Raw genomic sequence first — 18,522 nt, 5'->3', positions numbered from 1 at the left:
GCCTAGCATCGACGAGGCGATTGGCTCACAGCGTGACGAGGCCCATGCGCGCGGCGCGGACGACGGCCTCGGTGCGTCGCTGGACACCCAGCTTGGCGAGCACCGCGTTCACGTGGAACTTGGCTGTGTGCTCGCTGATGCCGAGTCGGTCCGCGATGGCCTTGTTCGACAGGCCCTCCGCCAGCAACGCGAGCACCTCGCGCTCTCTTGGCGTGAGGGCATCCGGTCCTTGAGCGCTCGTGCTCACGGAGGCCGTGGTCTTCGCGCTGGCCCGCAGCTCGGAGAGCCCCGGGTCGAACACCGCGAGCCCTCGCGCCACTGCGTACAGCGCCGCTGTGAGTGGGCCTGGGCTTACGTCGCGGAACAACAGTCCCTTGGCTCCCGCGCCGAGTGCCAGCTCGCCCGCTGCGTCGTCCGCGACCAGCGCGAGCACCGGTGCGCCCAGGTCTGGCGCGTCCACTCTCGCCTCTGTATCGGCGAGGCGCAGACCGGTGTCCCAGAGGACCACGTCAGGCGCTTCGCCCCGCGTGGTCTCCAACTCCACCTGCGTGCCCGAGGCCAACAGTTGCAGCTCGCTCCCCTGGTCCCCGAGCACTCGTGAGAGCGCACCTCGAGCGAGCGGGTCCTCCGCGACCAACGCGAGACGCAAGGGTGAGAGGGATGCATCCAGCACGGAACCTCTTCCATAACGGGGTGCTCCACGCGCCGCCCGCGTTGGCGCCGTGAGTGCTCACGGCTGAACGCGAAGGCGGTGGATTCACCGAGCCGGAAGAGGGCACGAACAGGGGGATTCACGGAGCCGGGGCAGTCTCACCTGGGGACGCCTGGAGTTTGTGTGTCGGCTCAGACTTCCTCGAACTTCGCCCCCGTGATTTTCGCGCGCTCCAGGGCAACCTTGATGTCCTCGGAGATGACGAGGGCGATCTCCCATCCCCAGGTGCGAAAGACCTTCGCGTTGCCCACCTTCGTGCGGTCGATTCGCATCCCGTAGATGCCTTTGTACTGGCCGAGCTTCTCCGGCACATCATCCTCGGGCTGGTAGTACGTCGCCTCTTCCGAGGCCTCGTCATCGATGCAGCGGATCAGCTTCGTGGCGACGAGCAGGACATGCTGTTCCGGGCGACCTTCGACATCGACGGGTATCAACTGCACATCATCGGGCGCCAGTTCGGCGAAGATGTTGGCCACCCGGACGTGGACAACAGGAGCGCCACCGGCGCCGGCCGTACAGTAGTCCAACCACCTTCCGGGCTCCTCGATAGGAAACTTCAGTCGGCCTGCAAGCTGGATGGACCGCCCGCGGGTGAACTGCCAGATGGCTTCGACCTCGCTGCCTGTCTCATCCAGCGGGTCTCCAAGGAACCAGTTCCCACCCTGAACGTCTTCTCTGAGCCTGAAGTATCGGGACGGATTCGGCATGGTGGACTTCCTAGAGTCCTCACTGGGTGCGAGTCAAAAGCCTGTGGATTCTGGTTCCTGGGGTCTGCGCTTCTCTAGCGAGAATACGGAGCGTATCCGTCAGAGCCTTCCGGCAGTCTTCTACCTTGCGGCACTCCCCCAAGGCTTGCTCCAGTCGATCATGGACGTACTCGTGATACTTCCGCGGATGTGGCCCCTTGTGGCCTACGACCTCGACAACGTTCTCGGGGTCCTTCAGCTTCATCCCGGCTCCTGCGAATAGCTTCCTGAACCTTGGCGTCCAGGGCCCGCCGCGCGCGGTGGAGACGTCGTTCTTGTTCGTGGCGATGTGATGACGCTCGCTGCGCCCTCTCCGGCTCGCCATGGCCACGGCGTTCGGCGCGAGCGCGATGGTGAACCCCTCCGCCGTCAAGGAGACCGCGCTCACGCTGCCCACGGCCGTGTACTGGAAGCCCACTTGGGACTCAACGGCCAGGGCCGCCTGGGCGGAACCCGGCAACCCCACTGACTTCGCCGCGAGCCCCGCCGTGTTCCCGATGGCCACCGTGGCCAGCATCACGAAGACGCGCGCCGCGTTCTCCCCGAGCACCTCTCCGTACGCCTCGCCCGCCGCGTGGAGTTGCTCGACGCTCGTTGCCCGGTCCACCTGGCGCATCAGGGTCAACCACCCGTCCAGCATGCTCCACACCGTGTCCACGCCCAGGTAGGCGATGAGACATGCTGTCAGGGTCGCCGCCACGCCTTTGCTCACCGGTTCGGGCAGCGACCACAAGAGCAGGTACATCGTCGCGGAGGCGGTGATGCCAGCGACGACGGCCTGGGGGTCCGTCATGTCCTCCAGGGCTTCGGCCGTCTCCTCCAACACCGAGTCCATGGCGATGGCCAGGGCCCAGGTGTACTTGCCGTCGCTGGCCAGCAGCGGGCCCTCGTCCAGCAGCCGCAAGCAGTCCCCAGGTCGGTCCTTCCGTTCACACCACTGGCCGTAGGCGCGCGTCAGTGCCTCGTCCGCGTAGTCCTCCAGCAGCCGGGGACCCTCCGCATCCCCTCGACTTTGAGGGATGAGTCGCGCTGAACCACGCTCATACCCATACACTCCGCTCCGGGACGGAACGCCGAAGCGCTCCCGCGCGGCCTGCATGGGGTTGCGAGAGAGAGGAACATCTCGCGCCAGCTCCGTGAGGGCCTCCTCGAATTCGTCGTCTCCGAGTTCAGCCGCACTCACTTCCGCATCAGGCTCCTCGTGAGGGGTGACGAGGAAGGTGTCCTCCCCGGTCTCCAGCCGCACGACGCGACCCGTCGCGCACCCCGTAACGGCCATCGACAGGAGCAGCAACACCACCCAACGAAGCGTCATGGTAGTCCCCAGCAAGAGGCCCGCGGTGAGGCGGGCACACCCAGGCAGTACCAGACGACGCTGACAGACGACCCAGGGGCGTCCCAGGAATGACGCGCCTGATACTGTCCACCAGGAGGAGCCCGCGGCCATGTCGAAGCGTCTCTATCCCCGCATCCTGCTGGCCGCCGCCCTGCTTGCCACGAGCGCCCACGCCGCCAGCCCGTTCCTCAAGCCCGGTGACGAAGTCGTCGACCACGTCCGTACGCGCTTCTACGACGCGAAGCGCGGCGAGGCCTGGGCCACGAAGCATCAGGGCTACGGCGCCGCGGCCACGAGCGCGGACGACTTCGCCCGGCGCACCCAGGCCGCACTCTCCGAACTCAACGCCTCGCACACCGCCTTCTACCCGCGAGGTACCACCGGTCACGCCGACCTCTCCGCCATCTTCCAGCGCCACCTCAAGCTCCCCAAGGTCGAGGTCCCCAGCATCGGCGCCGACATCCAGGAGACCCCACAAGGCTTCTTCGCCCGCCACGTCTTCGCCCACGGCCCCGCCGCCAAGGCCGGCCTGCTGCGCGGAGACCGCCTCCTCTCCGTCGAAGGCAAATCCTTCACCTCCGTCGCCTCACTCACCCAACGCGTCAACAAGCCCACGCGCTTCACCATCGAGCGCACCCTTGGCGCCGAGCCCACCGTCCTCACCATCACCCCGCGCCTCGTGAACCCCAAGGCCGAGTGGCTCGACGCCCAGCACGCCAGCACCCGCGTCATCGACCACCAGGGCCGCCGCGTCGCCTACCAGCAGCTCTACTCGTGCGCCGGCCCCGAGCATCAACAGAAGCTCCAGGACGCCCTCTCCGACGACTTCGCCCAGGCGGACGCCGTCGTCATCGACTTCCGCGACGGCTGGGGCGGCTGCAATCCCACCTTCCTCAACCTCTTCAACCGCGCCGTCCCTCGCTTCGTCGGCATCGGCCGAGACGGCCGCCGCAACCCGTGGTCCGCCACCTGGCGAAAGCCCGTCGTCCTCCTCGTCAACGGCAACTCCCGCAGCGGGAAGGAAGTCGTCGCCTTCACCATGAAGCGACTCGGGCTCGCCACCCTCGTGGGCGGGCACACCGCGGGCGCCGTGCTCGCCGGCACCCCACTGCGCCTGTCCACCGGTGACCTGCTCTACCTCGCTGTCGAGGCCGTCGAAGTCGAGGGCGTCCTGCTCGAGGGCGTCGGCGTCCCCGTGGACGTCGAGGTCCCCGACACTCTGCCCTACGCCTCCGGCAAGGACCCGCAGCTCGACAAGGCCCTCGACGTCGCCGCCACGGCAGCGCCGTCACCCTGATGCAACAGTCTCAGTGTCTCCACGTGCCATACAGGTACGCGAGCCCCGCGGCCAATGCCAGCAACATGCCCAACAGGCTCCACGTCACGATGGAGCACCCCGGTGACGCCTGGGAGATGACCGGCAGCTTCTGCGTCTTCAGCTCGTCCACCAGCTGCGACAGCTGCCCCGTGTCATAGGCCACCGGCTCGCCCGTGCTCAGCTTGCGCCCGAGCTCCACCAGCTCCCGCTCCGAGAAGAACCGCTCCGACAACCACAGGCTGCGCGCCTGGAGCATCCGGTCCGTGCCGCCGCGCGCCGGGTCCAGACCGCACCCGTCGCAGACGTCGAACGCGCCCTCCTTCGTTTCGCCGCAACCCACACAGACGGCCAGACCCATGCGCCCATCCTAACGCGCGCGCGCCACCTCTTGGGTCAGCTCAATGTGACACCGTGCCCCATCGCCCCTTCATCCAGGTGCAACCGCGAGCCCTCGTACCGAATCCCGCTTCGGAACGGATGCCGCGCGATGAACAACGGCGTGTCCAGATCCGCGTACGTGAAGCCCCCCAGCCCCGCCGCCAGGTGCGCCGACGCGCTCATCGCCAGCACGCTCTCCACCATCCCTCCCACCATCAACTCCAACCCCGCCGCCCGCGCCAGGCTCCACATCGTCAGCGCCTCCACCACCCCGCACTTCATCGTCTTGATGTTGATGCCGTGCGCCGCCCCCTCGCGGATGAGCCGCAGCACGTCCTTCGCCGAGCGCGCCGACTCGTCCGCGCACACCCGCACCTTCGAGCGCCTCGCCACCTCCGCCATCCCCGCCACGTCGGACGCCGGCACCGGCTGCTCCAGCAACGCCAGCGGCACCCCCGCCCGCTCCAGCTCCTTCACGAACGCGAGCGCCTCCGCCACGTCGTAACCCCCGTTCGCATCCGCGAACAGCCGCGCCCGCGGCGCCACCTCGTGGATGGCCACCATCCGCGCCGCGTCCTGGTCCGGAGAGAGCGCGCCGACCTTCACCTTCAACGTGGTGATGCCGCGCTTCAGGATGGACCGCGCCGACTCGGCCGCGTGCGTGACGTCCCCCACCGTCACCGTCATGTCGATGTCCAGCACCGTGCCCGCCCCACCCAGCATCACGTACAGCGGCACGCGGTGATGCCGCGCCAACGCGTCCAGCACCGCCATCTCCACGCCCGCCCGCCCCGCCGGCGCCAACGCCAGTGTGTCCCCGAGCCACTCGGACAACGGTCGCCACGCGCGCACGTCCCGACCCATGAGTCCCGCACGCACCCCCTCCAGCGCCGCGAGCGTGCTCGCCTGCGTCTCCCCGCTCACCGCGGGGAACGGCGCCGCCTCGCCCAACCCCACCGTGCCGTCCGCGAGCGTCAGCTTCACCAACACGTTCTCGGCCGCGTGCTGCGCTCCCGTGGCGATGCCGAACGGCTCCGTCAGCGGCAGGTCCAACGGCTCGAAGTGGACGGCGGTGATGAGGGTGGGCGTCATGTCCGGGAAGGCATCCTGGTCCGCTCCCTGGATAGAAGGGGACACGCGAGAGGTCGGCTCATCGTATTCAACCCGGTGCTCCGAGGTGTCAGGGAGGCGGATGTGGGTCTCACATCCTCGGCTTGTGCCTGCGAGCCTTTCATGGCGACATGCGGGGACTCCGGACGTTTCCAGGAATTGCGGCCCTGCTGAAGGGTTCCGGAGATTTGGCCTCCGGGTGGCGCGGATGCCCGGAGTGAGCGGGGCATGTCGGCGAAGGACACGAGACAGACAGTCCCGGCCCTGGGCGCGGACACGCTCTTGGAGGCGCTGGAAGAGGCGGAGCGCCATGACTCGGAAGGGTGCATGGTGCTGAGCGCCGTGCGCGACGCGTCCGGCGCCATCGTCGACTTCGAGTGGCTGTGGGCCAACCCCGCCGCCTCACGCGCGCTCGGGCACGGCACCGATTCGCTGCGCGGCAAGCGATTGGGCGACATCTCGCCGGTGGCGGGCCTCGGCGGTCGGCTCGCCATCCTCAAGCAGGTGGTGGAGTCAGGGCGCCCCGCCGCGGACAGCTTCCCGGAAGGTGATGCGTGGCTGCTCGGCACCGCGGTGCCGCTGCGCGACGGTGTGCTGTTGCGCCTGCGCGACGTCACCAGCGCGCTGCGGATGGAGGAGGGCCTTCGCGACACGCTGGACTGGGTGCGCGACGTGCTGGAGAGCACCCCCGAGGCGTTCTTCACCGTGGACGCCGAGTGGCGCATCACCTACGTGAACCGCCAGGCCGCTGAAATCACCGGGCGCACGCAGGAGCAGGTCTTCCGCAAGATTCTGTGGCAGGCGTGCCCGGAGCTGGTGGGCACGCTGTTCGAGCGTGAGCTGCGGCGAGTGGCGGCCGAGGGCTCGTCCACCATCTTCGAGGTGCGCACCTCGCCGGAGCGCTGGCACGAGGTGCACGCGTGGTGCTCGGGGCAGAACGTCTCCGTCTTCTCGCGCGACATCACCGGCAAGAAGCGCGCGGAGGCGGAGCGGGACGCGCTCCTGACGCGTGAGCACTCGGGGCGCCTGGAGGCCGAGGCCCTGGTGCGCGAGCGCACGCAGGAGCTGGTGGCCGCGCGCGAGCGACTGGTGCAGTCGGAGAAGCTGGCCATGGCGGGCCAGCTCGCCGAGGGCGTGGGGCACGAAATTAACAACCCGCTCTCCTACGTCAGCGGCAACCTCCAGTTCGCGCTGGAGCAGATGGAGACGGTGCTGCAGGGCCAGGTGCAGGGCGGTCCGCTGGCCGAGGCGCTGGATGCGCTGCGCGAGGCCCGCGAGGGCGCCGAGCGCATCCGCGTCATCGTGCGTGATTTGCAGACGTTCGCCCGCGCGGACGAGCCGCACCTGTCCCCGGTGGACGTGCACGCGGCGCTGGAGTTCGGGCTGGCCATGGCGATGCCGCACCTGCGCTACCGGGCGGAGGTGGTGCGGAGATACTCGCAGGTGCCCACGGTGATGGCGCACGAGGCGCGGCTGGGGCAGGTGTTCCTGCACCTGCTCGTCAACGCCGCGCACGCGATTCCCGAGGGCGACTTCACCCGGCACCGCGTCACGCTGTCCACGTGGCTGGAGGGCCCGTGGGTGGTGGTGGAGGTGGCGGACACGGGCCACGGCATGACGCCCGAGGTCGCCGAGCGCGTCTTCGAGCCGTTCTTCACCACGCGCGCGGTGGGCGAGGGCAGCGGACTGGGCTTGTCCACCAGCCTGGGCATGGTGCGCAGCATGCGCGGCGAGCTGAGCGTGGACACCACGCCCGGCGCGGGGAGCATGTTCCGCGTGCGCCTGCCGGTGACGGCGGTGGTGGCGGACGCGGTGGCCCAGGGCGCGCCCAGGGACGTGCCGGAGCGCAAGCGGGTGCTGGTGGTGGACGACGAGCCTCAGCTCGCGTCGCTCCTGCGGCGGCTGTTGGGACGACACCACGAGGTGGTGGTGACGCACAGCGGCCGCGAGGCGCTGGCGCTGCTCGAGCGCGACGCGGACTTCGACCGCGTCTTCTGTGACTTGATGATGGCGGACCTGACGGGGATGGACCTGCACGCGGAGCTGACGGCGCGCGGGCCGGAGCTGCTGTCGCGCTTCGTCTTCATGACGGGCGGCGCCTTCACGGAGCGGGCGCGGGCGTTCCTCCAGTCGGTGCCGCTGCCGCGAATCGAGAAGCCGTTCGACCCGGGGACGCTCAGGGCGCTGGTGGAGGGCGCGCCCCCGCGCGACAGGGCCCTGGAGCCGCTGCCGCGCGTGGCGCGAAGAGGGTGACTACAGCTTCACTTCGTCGCGCTCGGGCCGGGTGATGTAGCCCGAGCCCGCGGCGACCAGCTTCTCCATCAGCTTGTCCATGCCGTTGGAGCGCGCGAAGGCCATCTCGTTCTTGGTGACGCCGACGAGCGTGAGCAGCTGCACCTTGCCGCTCTCCAGGGCGAAGTGGTCGGGGCGCGACGGGTCCCGGACGAAGACGAAGCCGCTGAGCTTGGAGTCTCCGCCGTCCAGCGTGCCCTCGACGGGGTAGCGGTGGTTGAGCGCGAACGCGCGCATGCACACGAGGTTGTAGGCCATCATGTCCAGCAGCCGGAACACGGGCCACTTGGCCTCCTCCGGCGTGTGGATGACCATCTCGTAGCCGATGCCGCTGGCGGCGTCGGGGGCGATCTCCTCACCGGGGGCGATGGTGAAAGGGTTGGACAGGCCACTGGTGACGTAGGTCCAGTAGGGGTAGTCGGGGCTGGGCTTGGCCACCCGCACGCCCATGGGGCCCCAGTTGGGGTCCGGTTCACCTTCTACCTGCGCGATTTCGCTCTCCATCCAGGCCTGGATGGCGTCCGTCTGGTCGAGCGTGAAGACGCCTTCGTCGATGGCGCCGAACAGCTTGGGGTACTCGACTTCATCGCGGTCCGCCCAGCAGTCCTCGTACCACTGGATGAAGTCTTCGTCCTTCTCCGGGGCTTTCATGACGCGTCTACTCTAGAGGGTCACCCCGGTTTCTCAACTTCCCCGTGAGGGGCCGGGCGCGCGCCTGGCTGGTGGGAGACAGCGGGCGGCCTCCTAAAGGGGCCTGGGGAGGGGGTGCTGGCCCGGCTTGCCTCCCGTGGTGTAGGCAGCGGGCCTCGTCCTGGGAGGGGTTCGTGGAGCACGCGTTTCGAGGCGTCGTGTCGACAGGCTGCATCCGGGATGAGCAGGAGCTGATGCTGCTGGTCAGCCATCCCCATCCGGACAGTGACCACGGGGGTGGGCCGGGGCCGGTCGAGGACTGGAACCTGCCCGTCGATTCGGAGGCGTACTCGGCCCTGGTCGACTCCGGCTCGGATGACGACGAGGACGGGGACGGCGGGGAGGAGGCCACGTTCGAGGTGGACTCGTACCAGTCGGTGGCGGTGCGCACGGCGGGTGGGTGGACGCTGGAGCGGGTGACGCAAACGGGGACCGTCGAGGCGCTGGGCCTGTTGGGGGCGGGGCGCCATGGTGCGCTGGTCTCGTACGGGGGCTCGGCCTGGTTCCTGGCCGTGCGGGCGCGCGAGGGTGGGGTGTGGGAGGCGCTGCATTACGCGGGGGTGCCCGCGGGGCTCGTGGGGACGCAGGCGTGCTTCAGTGGGGAAGAGGTCGTGTTGGCGGGGAGCCGGGGGTTCGGGCTCGACTCGCCAGCGGAGGTGGGGCTGCTCGTTCGCGAGGGCGAAGTGATGCGCTGGGCGCGGTCCCTGGGGGCGCTGCCGGGGCGGGTGCTCGCGCTGGACAGCTGCCTGGGGGCGGATGGGCGGCGGGTGCTCTACGCGGGGGGCCAGGGCCTCTGGATGCACGGGGAGGGCGGGTGGCGCGAGGTCCACGCCTTCGTGAGTGGCGAGGTGTCGTTCGTGCGGTGTTTCCCCTCGGGGGAGGTGGTCGCGGGGACGACGCGGGGGGATGTCATCCTGGGCACGGCGGAGGGGTGCCGCGTGGTCGCGCGGGTCGGCCTCATCCACTCGGCGGAGCGGTGGGGCGGCGAGTTCTACGTCGCGGACGCGGAGGGGGTGTACCGCGTGGAGGCCTCGGGGTTCGAGCGGCGCGCGGTTCCCTCGGAGTCGTCCGTGGCGAGGAACGTGCCGGAGGTGGGGCGGTTGATCGCCGGCGCGGACCGGCTGTGGTTGGCCGGGAGCCACGTGCTCGCATCGAGCGTGGATGGGACGCGCTGGACGACGCATCCGGTGCGGTGAACCGGGGCTCTACCGGCCTGGATGTCAGGTGCTGTTCAGACCCGACTGTGCCGAGTGATGGGCTGGGCGTGCTTCTGGTATTGAGCGCGGAACGGGTGCGCGATTGGCCTGCGCACGTTTCGCGGATGAAGAGTCTGCTCGTGGGGGGAACATGCCTGACGCCGTGAATGCCTTGGGGTTTGCCCAGTCCCTCGTCAATGCGCTTCCGAAGGACTGGGATGGAGGTGTTCCTGAAGAGGGAACGAAGAACTGGTCTCAGTTCATGGCGGCCAGATTGGTCGAGGCGGCGCGTGAGCTGAAACTGGGCGTCTGCGCGACGGGCAGTGGGGCGCCCAGTGAGTGGAGCAAGACCACACTGCATTCGGGCTATGCTCGCGAGTTCCTTTTTGACTACACGATGTTTCGAGACTGGGACTCGTACACGCAGCCCGAGGTGATTCTCGAGCATGAGAATGCCTGGAGCGTCGATGCCTTCATGGAGGACTTCTGGAAGCTCATGGTCGGCTATGCGCCCTTGCGTGTAATGATTGGCTACTGCCAGAACCTGGAGCGGACCGCCGAATACGTCACTGCGATTCGCAAGTCCGCCAGCGAGGGGAACTGGAGATATCCCCCGGGTGTCGAGGACTTGGTGCTCATCGGGCATGGCCGGATGACCCCTCGGGGCTTCAAGGTCGTAAATCGGCGGGCCGAGAGCCAGGAATGGGTGGAGTGGCCCGACCTCGAGTCGTACTTGCGGCAGGAGGCTGAGGCCTGACTCGAGCCTGGGTCAGGTGCCGCTGGCCGGCTTCAGGGGCCAGGGCTTGAGGCCGCAGATCTGCTCGGCCTCCTCCACCGCCATGTTCAGCCGCGCCCGCTCGCGCCGCACGTAGTCGCGCACCGCGCCGTCCAGCCTGCGGTCGAAGATGACGTGCGCGCTGTGCACCGCCGTGGGCTCGAAGCCTCGTGACACCTTGTGCTCACCGCCCGCGCCCGGCTCGAACACCTTGCGCCCCGCGCGGATGCAGTCGTCCACCGAGTGGTACAGGCACACGTGGAAGTGCAGGAACGGGTGCTCCTCCGTGCTGCCCCAATAGCGGCCATAGAGCCGCTCCTTCGTCGCCAGGTTGAAGGCCCCCGCGATGACCCGGCCCTCGCGCACCGCCTCCACCATCTCCACCTGGTCCGGCATCGCCTTGAACACCCGCGAGAAGAACCCCGGCGTGAGCTGTATCTGCCCCCACGCGTGCCGCTCGCACGTGGCCGTGTAGAACTCATACGCGCGCTTCGCGTGCGCCGGGGTCAGCTCCGTGGTCCGCACCGTGCGCAGCAGGATTCCCTGCGTGGCCGCCGCCGCCCGCTCGCGCTTGAGCTGGTTCCGCCGCTTGGAGTCGAACCGCGAGAGATAGTCGTCGTACCCGCCGTACCCCGGGTTCTTCCAATGGAACTGGAGCGTCACCCGGCGCGCCAGCCCCTGCTCCTCCAGGAAGTCCGCCTCGTCGTCCGTCGGGTAGAGGAAGTGCACCGACGAGCACCCCGCCTCCTCGGCGCTCTCCACCGCCGCGGCGAGCAGCGCCTTGCGCAGCGCGGGCACATCCTCGCCCTGGGCCACCAGCAGGCGCGGCACCGTGGCCGGGGACAGCGGCCCGCCGACGACGAGCTTCGGGTAGTACTCCACGCCGAGCCGGGCCGCCGCGTCCGCCCACCCGAAGTCGTAGATGTACTCGCCCATGCTGTGGAACTTGCGATACGCGGGCGCCGCGGCCACCAGCTTCTCGCCCCGCCACAGCGTCAGGTGATGCGGCGCCCACCCGGTCTCCTCGGTGGCGCTGCCGCTCTCCTCCATCGCCGCCAGCCACGCGTGCTTGATGAAGGGCGGTGCGTCCAGGCCGGTCAGCGCGTCCCAGTCAGCGGCCGGGACGTCTGTCACTGCGTCGAGGATACGGAGGCGGAGCGGGGTCTCTGTAGGCACGGGGAGCAGTTCTAACGCGTGCCCCGCGTCCGCGCCGCCCACCCGCCCGCTCGCCCGGCCTCCGGTGGAGGTAACGGCCGGAAACGACTCGCGCCGGGGGGACGGTCATCCCCTCGGCGCGACGTGTCCTTCGAAATCTGGAAGAGGCCTCAGGCCGCCCGGGCGGCGCCTGCCTCACGCGCCGCCTCGCGGGGCTCCGGCCACACCGCGCGCTGGGGCGTGGCAATGCGGATGACGCCCAGCTTCGCCAGCACGCGCATCACCTGCCACGTGGGGTCCACCTCGAACCTGCGCGCCGCGAAGTTCGGGCTGCTGCCGTACTTGTGGTGGTTGTTCTGGAACAGCTCACCCATGCACAGCACCTCCACCGGCAGCGTGTTGCGCGACTTGTCGCTGCTGTCGAAGTTCCGGTAGCCGTACTTGTGGCCGCACCAGTTCACGATGGCCCCGTGCACCGGCCCCATCAGGAAGTGCACCGGCAACAGCAGGAACTGCCAGGGCGAGGTGGCGAACAGCACGTAGAACGAGGAATAGAACGCCACCCAGCCCAGCGTCGCCACCCACGAGGTGCGCAGCGTGTCGTCCACCAGCGGCCACTCGGGATAGCCCCCGAGGAAGCGCTTCTCCGTCTCACCCTTGCCCGACGCGAAGTCGTCGTAGCGCGTCTTCGTGTGCAGCATCATCCGGAACACGTCCGTGAAGAAGTGCGGCGAGTGCGGGTCCTTCTCCGTGTCCGAGAAGGCGTGGTGCTCGCGGTGAAGAATCGCGTAGGCCTTGGGCGACAGGTACGACGAGCCCTGCACCAGGTAGGTGAGCAGGTGCATCACCCGCTCCGTGCGCGGACCCATGGTGTACATGCGGTGCGCGGCGTACCGGTGCTGGAAGAAGCTCTGGAAGAACACGCAGAGCAGCCAGTGCGAGACGAAGAAGATGAGGACGGCCATGGCGCTTTTCCCGGTTCGGTGTCCAGGAGAGCCAACACCGCCCATGTCATGGCCACGTCATCCCGGGCCGGAAGATGCCTCCCGTGGACCCTCGGATGGCCCCCGGCTTCAGGCCCCCATCAGTCCAACGTGTGGCCCGCCGCGTTGACGCGCGGCGCAAGGGGCCCGGTTTCCGGTACGGAGCGCTCCGCCTACACGTCACACGCAGGGAAGGGGAACACCCATGGAGCGGGCCGACATCGTCAAGCTGGACAAGCAGCACGTCTGGCACCCGTACACCGCCATGGAGGCGTACATCGCGGGGACGAACCCGCTGGTCATCGCGCGCTCGGAGGGGGCCTACCTCTTCGACGTCGACGGGCGGCGCTACCTGGACGCCAACGGCTCCTGGTGGGTGTCCACCCTGGGCCACCGTCACCCTCGGCTGGTGCGCACCCTCGTCGAGCAGGCGGGCCGGCTGCCCCATGTCTCGCTCGCCGGAATCACGCACGAGCCCGCCGCCGCGCTCGCCGCCGAGCTGGTCGCCATCGCCCCGGGCGCACAGCGCGCGGACCTCCCCTCGGGGGAGCGCCTGTCGCGCGTCTTCTACTCGGACAACGGGAGCACCGCGGTGGAGGTGGCCATCAAGATGGCCGCGCAGTACTGGGCGCAGAACGGGCAGCCCAAGCGCACGCGCTTCATCACGCTGACGGGCGCGTTCCACGGCGAGACGCTGGGCTCCACCAGTGTGGGCGGCGTGCGCGAGTTCCGCGACATCTTCGGCCCGCTGCTGTTCGACGTGGTGCACGTGCCGTCGCCGGCGGAGGAGGGCGGCTGGGAGCGCGCCTTCGCCCAGGTGCAGGCCGCGCTGCGCGAGCACCCGGAGGACATCGCGGGTGTCATCGTGGAGCCCGTCATCCAGGGCGCCTCCGGCATGCAGATGTACTCGCCGGACTTCCTGCGCGCGGTGCGCGAGGCCACCCGCCGGGTGGACACGTTCCTCATCGCGGACGAGGTCTTCACCGGCCTGGGGCGCACGGGCGCGCGCTTCGCGGTGGACCTGGCGGGCGTGGTGCCGGACCTGCTCTGCCTCGCGAAGGCGCTGTCGGGCGGGCTGATGCCCTTCGCGGTGACGCTCGCGTCGGAGCGCATCTTCTCGGGCTTCCTCGGCGCGTCGTCGCGGGCGCTGTATTACGGGCACTCGTACTGCGGCAACCCGCTGGGCGCGGCCATCGCGCGCGAGGTGCTCGCGGTGTACCGGGACGAGGACGTGCTGGGGCAGGTGGCGCGCAAGGCGCCGAAGGTGAAGGCCGCGTTCGAGCGGATGGCCGCGACGATTCCGGGCCTGGTGCGCCCGCGCGCCGTGGGCATGGTGGGCGCGGTGGACCTGGGCGGCGGTGGTTATCTCGCCAGCGGTGGATGGCGTGTGTACGAGGCCGCGCGCAAGCGGGGGCTGTACCTGCGCCCGCTCGGCGACACCGTGTACATCGCCCCCGCGCTGAACATCCCGGACACAGCGCTCGATGAACTGCTGGGCGGCATGGAGGAGTCGCTGCGCGAGGTGGCGGGCGGCTGAGGCGCTCGCCGCTTCGGGTCTCACCGGGACGCGTGTCGCTCGCGGCCGTGCCTGCGGAGGTCCGCCGCGTGGAGCGGCCACCGTCTCGCGTCAGCCTGGGTGACTCAGGTCAGCACGGAGGGCGGTGGTGGAGACTCGGGCCTGGCGATGCGGCGCTCCTGCCGGAAGAGGAGGATTTCCCGGAAGATGATCTGCACCGTGGCCGCGACGGGCACCGCCACCACCGCGCCGACGATGCCGCCCAGCTCCGCGCAGAAGAGCACCGCGAGCAGGATGAGCAGCGGGTTGACGTGCACCGTGCGGCGGAAGACGAGCGGCGCCAGCACGTTGCCCTCCAGCTGTCCGTACAGCACGAAGTACGCGAGCACGCCCAGCGCCATCCACATGCCGCCCGTGGCCCACGTCAGCAGGGTGATGAAGCCGCCGGCCACCACGGGGCCCGCGTAGGGCACCATGCTGGAGAAGCCGCTCATGATGCCCAGCGGCAGGAAGTACGGCACGCCCATGGCCGCGAGCACCGCGGAGGTGAGCAGCGCGTTGAACGTGCAGATGAGCGTGAGCCCCGTCAGGTAGCCGCCCGTGGCCCGATACACGTTGCGCATCACGCGCACGTAGCGGAGCCGGTGCTCGGGCTTGGGCAGGTCGAGCAGCCGCTTGAGCAGGCCGCCGCCGAAGACGAGCATGAACACGACCAGGAAGAAGACGCTCAGCGCGCCGCCGACGAGCCCCACCATGCTGCCCAGCGCGTACATGAGCAGCGAGGGCAAGGTCCCCGTCGCCAGCTCCGGCGTCGCGTCCTCGAGCGGGCGAATCCAGCCCAGGTTGTGGAGCCGCTGGTTCAGCCCTCGGAACGGGCGCGAGTCGCGCACCTCCTGCCAGAGCTGCGGCCACTGCACCACGAGCGCGTCCACCTGCGCCGCCGTCGCCGGAATCACCAGCAGCGCCAGCGTCGCCAGCACCGTCAGGGCGCCGGCCAGCATCAACGCGATGGCCAGCGCGCGCGGCACCCGCCAGCGCTCCAGCCGCGACACGCCGTGCTCCAGCGCGAGCGCTATCAGCGCCGCGATGCCCGTCAACGTGAGCGCCACGCGCGTGCGCACCACGAGCACCACGAGCGCCACCACCGCCAGCACCGCGAAACACACGGTGAACACCGTCTTCGGTGTCACCTGAGAGCGCTGTCTGGCTCCATCCTGCTCCGCCACCGTACCCCCGGGCCCCGGCTCACCGTTCACCGTGTCGCGGTAAGCACGATGGGGCAGGAGCGCCAGTGCCCGCATGCCCGGAGCGGCCCGGCTGTGGAGTGGGCTCCAGCCCGACGCCCGGCCATCACGAGGCCTGTCCACGGGTCGACAGCTGGCGCGTGAGGGGAACGCGCCTGGCCGTGACGCGGGAGGCGTCAGTTGCGCGAGGGGAAGATGCCTTCCAGCGCGATGATGAAGTTGAGGCAGAGGAACGGCGACATGTTGTTGTGGGGCTGGCTGCCGCCCGCGATGCCGATGGCCGCCGGGTTCATGGTCCCGTCGATGGGCGCCGCGCGGTAGTTGAAGATGGTGCCGTTGTTGTCCGCCGCGAGCACCGTGCCCACCGGCGTCTCCGTGTCACCCTGCTGCGAGCTGACGTTGAGGCTGTGGGTGTGCTGCGGCATCTGGTTCGAAATCAGCGTCACCGTCTCGCTGCCGCCCTGCTCGCCGAGCGTCCGCGGCGACAGCCCCGGCCCCTGGCCCGGCTGCATCGGATAGCGACCGCGCAGGTCCGGCAGCGCGAACGTCGTCTGCCCGTTGCCGCCATACGTCGTGCCCAGAATCGAGAACAGCGCGGTGTTCTGCGCGATGGCGAGGATCTGCCCCTGGCAGAAGGCCCAACCGCGCGGCGCGAAGTTGCCCGCGAACATGCGGATTTCACCAATGTATGGCTCGGACATGGGTACACCTTTCGTGTGTGTGTTTCACGCGCCAATGAGTACGCGTCACACACACCAGAGCAAAGCATCGGCCAGCCCTTCCTCCTGGGTCGGGAACGAATCAGGGCCGTGTGTCGGTCCCTGCTTCACGAGGAGGGGCGCCCACGAAGGGATTTCCCGTCCGCGTGCGTCATGCGTTCCGGTGTGACGGCGCCGCGTCCCGAGGGAACGCGAACGGTCGTTCTTTGACGGACGGGATTCGAATCACAAGCACGCCTGCCCTGGTGGGTCGGTGGCGAACGGCTCGATAATCCATCCTGGCTCGTGACTTGCTCTGGCTCGCGCGCCGAGGTTCGACAAGAGGGGAGACGCATCAATGGCTCAGATGAAATGGCAAGGCGCCGCGACCTGGTCGCGGTGGCTGACGGCTCTACCCGTGGTGGCGCTGCTGTCGCTGACCGGCTGTGACGAAGGTCAGCAGGGGCCCCAGGGGCCGCAGGGACCGCAAGGACCCGCGGGGCCTGCCGGTGAGCAGGGACCCGCGGGGGCACAGGGTCCCGCGGGCGCGCAGGGGGACGTTGGACCGAAGGGTGACACGGGCGCTGTCGGCCCGGTGGGGCCGCAGGGGCCGCAGGGGCCAGAGGGCCCCGCGGGTGGTCCCGCCGGTCCTCAAGGGCCCGAGGGCAAGCGATCCCTGGCCCGCACGTCCGTGGAGGACGCTGGCGCCAACTGCGCGACGGGCGGCGTGAGAATCGACACCGGCGTCGACGACGACAGCGATGGGACGCTGGACGAAGCCGAGGTGGATGCCACCAGCTACGTGTGCAACGGCCCCCAGGGTCCGCAGGGCGCGCGGGGTGAGACGGGCGCGCAGGGCCCCGTGGGTCCTCAAGGCGAGGTGGGTCCCCGGGGTGAGCAGGGGCCTCGCGGTGACACCGGCGCGGTGGGCCCGGTGGGCCCGCGAGGTGAGACGGGTCCCCAGGGCGAGCAGGGCCCGCGCGGCGAGACGGGGGCGCAGGGTCCCCAGGGGCCTCAGGGCCTGCGCGGCGAGACGGGGCCGCAGGGCGCCGCGGGCATCCACTCGGTCGCGGCCACGGCCGCGGAGGCTGCTGGAGCCAACTGCGCGACGGGCGGCGTGCGGCTGCAGTTCGGCCAGGACGCCAACGGCAACGGCGTGCTTGACGCGGGCGAGGTCAACGCGGCGCTGACGCGCTACGTGTGCAACGGAGCCCAGGGGCCGCAGGGGGTGCCTGGCGCGACGGGCGCGACGGGTGCCACCGGCGCCACGGGCGCGCAGGGCCCTGTGGGAGCCACGGGCGCGACGGGTGCCACGGGCGCCACGGGTCCTCAGGGGCCGGCGGGCTCGACGGGGGTGTTCGGTGATGGCTCGGCCGGTGCGTACACCGTCTCGAACACGGTCGACCTGACCACGGTGAGCGGGTTCTCCACCCTCGCGGGCCGGCACCACATGCAGTTCACCACCGTGAACGTCTCCGGCACGCTCATCGTCCCGAGCGGCACCGTCATCCGGGCCACGGGCGACGTCACCATCAGCGGCACCATCATCGTCGACCCAGGCTCGTTGGACACGGGCCCGGGCGGGGCGGATTCGGGCCTGTCCCGCGCTCCGGCGGGTGAGCCCTCGGGTGGGCTCGGCGTGTCGCCCGTCCACGCGGCGCAGCTGTTGCGGCCCGGCAACAAGGGCGGCGGCTCGGGCGCGCGCACCGTGGCGGGTCCGTTCGGCGGCGGCGGTGGCTCGCTGGTCATCCTGTCCCAGGGCACCGTGCGCATCCAGGGCTCGGGCGTCATCAATGCCTCGGGCGCGTCGGGTGGCAATGTGCTCGACAACACCCCCGGCGCCGGTGGCGGCGCGGGTGGCGTGGTGGTCATCCTCGGCAAGGCCGGCGTGGTCGTGCAGGGCTTCGTCCGCGCGCAGGGCGGCCCCGGCGTGAACGGCAACAACCTGGGCGGCGCGGGCAAGGGCGGCGGCGGCGGTGGTGGCGGCGGCATCATCCAGGTCGTCTCCTCCGTTGCGCCCACCATCACCGGCGGCCTCGTCGTCACCGGCGGCGCGGCTGGGACGACGGCGCTTCCCACTGGCACCAGCCAGGTCATCCAGGCGGGCGGTGGTGGTGGCGCCATGGGCGGCGCGGGCGGCTCGGGTGGTGTCGGAAACATCACGGCCCCCACCCAGCCCGGCGCGGGCGCGGATGGCTACGTCATCCAGACGGTGGTGCCGACCCCGGAGAACCTCTTCCTCTGATTCGAGGGAGTCGATTGCGGCCATCGTCGGTCCCTCCGGACCGGCGGTGGTGCGCGGCCTCCTCCCGCGAGGTCTCATCGAGGGTCGTGGGTCGCGGCCATCGTCGGTCCCTCCGGACCGGCGGTGGA

General features: G+C 69.9%; 16 protein-coding genes. 6 read left to right on the top strand and 10 right to left on the bottom strand.

Annotation, left to right across the window (positions count from 1 at the left end; translation table 11 throughout):
• Nucleotides 1-25: 25 nt before the first annotated feature.
• From OWM54_RS19415 to OWM54_RS19405, 3 genes are all read right to left on the bottom strand, one after another.
• On the bottom strand, nucleotides 26-673 hold the full coding sequence (locus OWM54_RS19415; RefSeq protein WP_223751474.1) for a response regulator transcription factor: 648 nt from the start codon (nucleotides 671-673) through the stop codon (nucleotides 26-28).
• A 170-nt stretch (nucleotides 674-843) separates the two neighbouring features.
• Nucleotides 844-1,419, bottom strand: coding sequence for an imm11 family protein (locus OWM54_RS19410; RefSeq protein ID WP_267698448.1), 576 nt, complete (start codon nucleotides 1,417-1,419; stop codon nucleotides 844-846).
• A gap of 19 nt (nucleotides 1,420-1,438) precedes the next feature.
• On the bottom strand, nucleotides 1,439-2,773 hold the full coding sequence (locus OWM54_RS19405) for an AHH domain-containing protein (protein WP_267698447.1): 1,335 nt from the start codon (nucleotides 2,771-2,773) through the stop codon (nucleotides 1,439-1,441).
• A gap of 130 nt (nucleotides 2,774-2,903) precedes the next feature.
• On the opposite strand from OWM54_RS19405, the gene OWM54_RS19400 reads away from it, so the two are divergent.
• Complete coding sequence (locus OWM54_RS19400) at nucleotides 2,904-4,091, top strand: S41 family peptidase (protein ID WP_267698446.1); 1,188 nt, start codon at nucleotides 2,904-2,906, stop codon at nucleotides 4,089-4,091.
• 10 nt (nucleotides 4,092-4,101) lie between these two features.
• On the opposite strand, the gene OWM54_RS19395 is transcribed toward OWM54_RS19400, so the two are convergent.
• Nucleotides 4,102-4,470: a hypothetical protein gene (locus tag OWM54_RS19395; protein ID WP_141328413.1), complete on the bottom strand. Its 369-nt coding sequence runs from the start codon at nucleotides 4,468-4,470 to the stop codon at nucleotides 4,102-4,104.
• 35 nt (nucleotides 4,471-4,505) lie between these two features.
• The gene (locus OWM54_RS19390) at nucleotides 4,506-5,582 is read right to left on the bottom strand and encodes a dipeptide epimerase (protein ID WP_267698445.1); all 1,077 of its coding nucleotides are present in this window, start codon (nucleotides 5,580-5,582) and stop codon (nucleotides 4,506-4,508) included.
• 246 nt (nucleotides 5,583-5,828) lie between these two features.
• Here OWM54_RS19390 and OWM54_RS19385 point away from each other — a divergent pair, with 246 nt between their 5' ends.
• Entirely contained in the window at nucleotides 5,829-7,853 is a 2,025-nt protein-coding gene (locus tag OWM54_RS19385) for an ATP-binding protein (protein ID WP_267698444.1), read from the top strand.
• Here the strand turns inward: OWM54_RS19385 and OWM54_RS19380 are convergent, their stop codons facing one another.
• On the bottom strand, nucleotides 7,854-8,543 hold the full coding sequence (locus OWM54_RS19380) for a suppressor of fused domain protein (protein WP_223751468.1): 690 nt from the start codon (nucleotides 8,541-8,543) through the stop codon (nucleotides 7,854-7,856).
• Nucleotides 8,544-8,740: 197 nt separating this feature from the next.
• Here OWM54_RS19380 and OWM54_RS19375 point away from each other — a divergent pair, with 197 nt between their 5' ends.
• Both OWM54_RS19375 and OWM54_RS19370 read left to right on the top strand, forming a co-directional pair.
• Complete coding sequence (locus OWM54_RS19375) at nucleotides 8,741-9,778, top strand: hypothetical protein (RefSeq protein WP_223782179.1); 1,038 nt, start codon at nucleotides 8,741-8,743, stop codon at nucleotides 9,776-9,778.
• A gap of 151 nt (nucleotides 9,779-9,929) precedes the next feature.
• Complete coding sequence (locus OWM54_RS19370; protein WP_223782180.1) at nucleotides 9,930-10,535, top strand: hypothetical protein; 606 nt, start codon at nucleotides 9,930-9,932, stop codon at nucleotides 10,533-10,535.
• A gap of 12 nt (nucleotides 10,536-10,547) precedes the next feature.
• Here OWM54_RS19370 and OWM54_RS19365 read toward each other — a convergent pair whose 3' ends face one another.
• Together OWM54_RS19365 and OWM54_RS19360 are read right to left on the bottom strand one after the other, a co-directional pair.
• Nucleotides 10,548-11,729, bottom strand: coding sequence for a GNAT family N-acetyltransferase (locus OWM54_RS19365; RefSeq protein ID WP_267698443.1), 1,182 nt, complete (start codon nucleotides 11,727-11,729; stop codon nucleotides 10,548-10,550).
• 149 nt (nucleotides 11,730-11,878) lie between these two features.
• The gene (locus OWM54_RS19360; RefSeq protein ID WP_267698442.1) at nucleotides 11,879-12,673 is read right to left on the bottom strand and encodes an acyl-CoA desaturase; all 795 of its coding nucleotides are present in this window, start codon (nucleotides 12,671-12,673) and stop codon (nucleotides 11,879-11,881) included.
• Between the two features lie 223 nt (nucleotides 12,674-12,896).
• Between OWM54_RS19360 and bioA the strand changes: the two genes are divergently transcribed.
• Nucleotides 12,897-14,228 carry an adenosylmethionine--8-amino-7-oxononanoate transaminase gene (gene bioA / locus OWM54_RS19355; protein WP_223782187.1) on the top strand — a complete coding sequence of 444 codons (1,332 nt, stop codon included), beginning with the start codon at nucleotides 12,897-12,899 and terminating at the stop codon, nucleotides 14,226-14,228.
• Nucleotides 14,229-14,332: 104 nt separating this feature from the next.
• Here the strand turns inward: bioA and OWM54_RS19350 are convergent, their stop codons facing one another.
• Entirely contained in the window at nucleotides 14,333-15,382 is a 1,050-nt protein-coding gene (locus OWM54_RS19350) for an AI-2E family transporter (RefSeq protein ID WP_223751464.1), read from the bottom strand.
• A gap of 245 nt (nucleotides 15,383-15,627) precedes the next feature.
• Nucleotides 15,628-16,152, bottom strand: a complete 525-nt coding sequence (locus OWM54_RS19345; RefSeq protein ID WP_223751463.1) for a phage tail protein — start codon at nucleotides 16,150-16,152, stop codon at nucleotides 15,628-15,630.
• Between the two features lie 355 nt (nucleotides 16,153-16,507).
• Here OWM54_RS19345 and OWM54_RS19340 point away from each other — a divergent pair, with 355 nt between their 5' ends.
• A complete protein-coding gene (locus tag OWM54_RS19340) occupies nucleotides 16,508-18,394 on the top strand; it encodes a DUF7151 family protein (protein WP_267698441.1) in 1,887 nt (628 codons plus the stop codon).
• Nucleotides 18,395-18,522 lie beyond the last annotated feature (128 nt).

The organism is Myxococcus sp. MISCRS1, assembly GCF_026626605.1.
Lineage (GTDB): Bacteria > Myxococcota > Myxococcia > Myxococcales > Myxococcaceae > Myxococcus > Myxococcus fulvus.
The sequence above is the reverse complement of the archived record's forward strand: the minus strand, read 5'-3'. Positions and strand labels throughout refer to the sequence as shown.

What these genes read in the sequence shown, in the direction of transcription:
- OWM54_RS19410 (WP_267698448.1), bottom strand. Translation starts at nt 1,419, where the DNA reads ATGCCGAATCCGTCCCGATACTTCAGGCTCAGAGAAGACGTTCAGGGT.
- OWM54_RS19405 (WP_267698447.1), bottom strand. Translation starts at nt 2,773, where the DNA reads ATGACGCTTCGTTGGGTGGTGTTGCTGCTCCTGTCGATGGCCGTTACG.
- OWM54_RS19400 (WP_267698446.1), top strand. Translation starts at nt 2,904, where the DNA reads ATGTCGAAGCGTCTCTATCCCCGCATCCTGCTGGCCGCCGCCCTGCTT.
- OWM54_RS19395 (WP_141328413.1), bottom strand. Translation starts at nt 4,470, where the DNA reads ATGGGTCTGGCCGTCTGTGTGGGTTGCGGCGAAACGAAGGAGGGCGCG.
- OWM54_RS19390 (WP_267698445.1), bottom strand. Translation starts at nt 5,582, where the DNA reads ATGACGCCCACCCTCATCACCGCCGTCCACTTCGAGCCGTTGGACCTG.
- OWM54_RS19385 (WP_267698444.1), top strand. Translation starts at nt 5,829, where the DNA reads ATGTCGGCGAAGGACACGAGACAGACAGTCCCGGCCCTGGGCGCGGAC.
- OWM54_RS19380 (WP_223751468.1), bottom strand. Translation starts at nt 8,543, where the DNA reads ATGAAAGCCCCGGAGAAGGACGAAGACTTCATCCAGTGGTACGAGGAC.
- OWM54_RS19370 (WP_223782180.1), top strand. Translation starts at nt 9,930, where the DNA reads ATGCCTGACGCCGTGAATGCCTTGGGGTTTGCCCAGTCCCTCGTCAAT.
- OWM54_RS19360 (WP_267698442.1), bottom strand. Translation starts at nt 12,673, where the DNA reads ATGGCCGTCCTCATCTTCTTCGTCTCGCACTGGCTGCTCTGCGTGTTC.
- bioA (WP_223782187.1), top strand. Translation starts at nt 12,897, where the DNA reads ATGGAGCGGGCCGACATCGTCAAGCTGGACAAGCAGCACGTCTGGCAC.
- OWM54_RS19345 (WP_223751463.1), bottom strand. Translation starts at nt 16,152, where the DNA reads ATGTCCGAGCCATACATTGGTGAAATCCGCATGTTCGCGGGCAACTTC.
- OWM54_RS19340 (WP_267698441.1), top strand. Translation starts at nt 16,508, where the DNA reads ATGGCTCAGATGAAATGGCAAGGCGCCGCGACCTGGTCGCGGTGGCTG.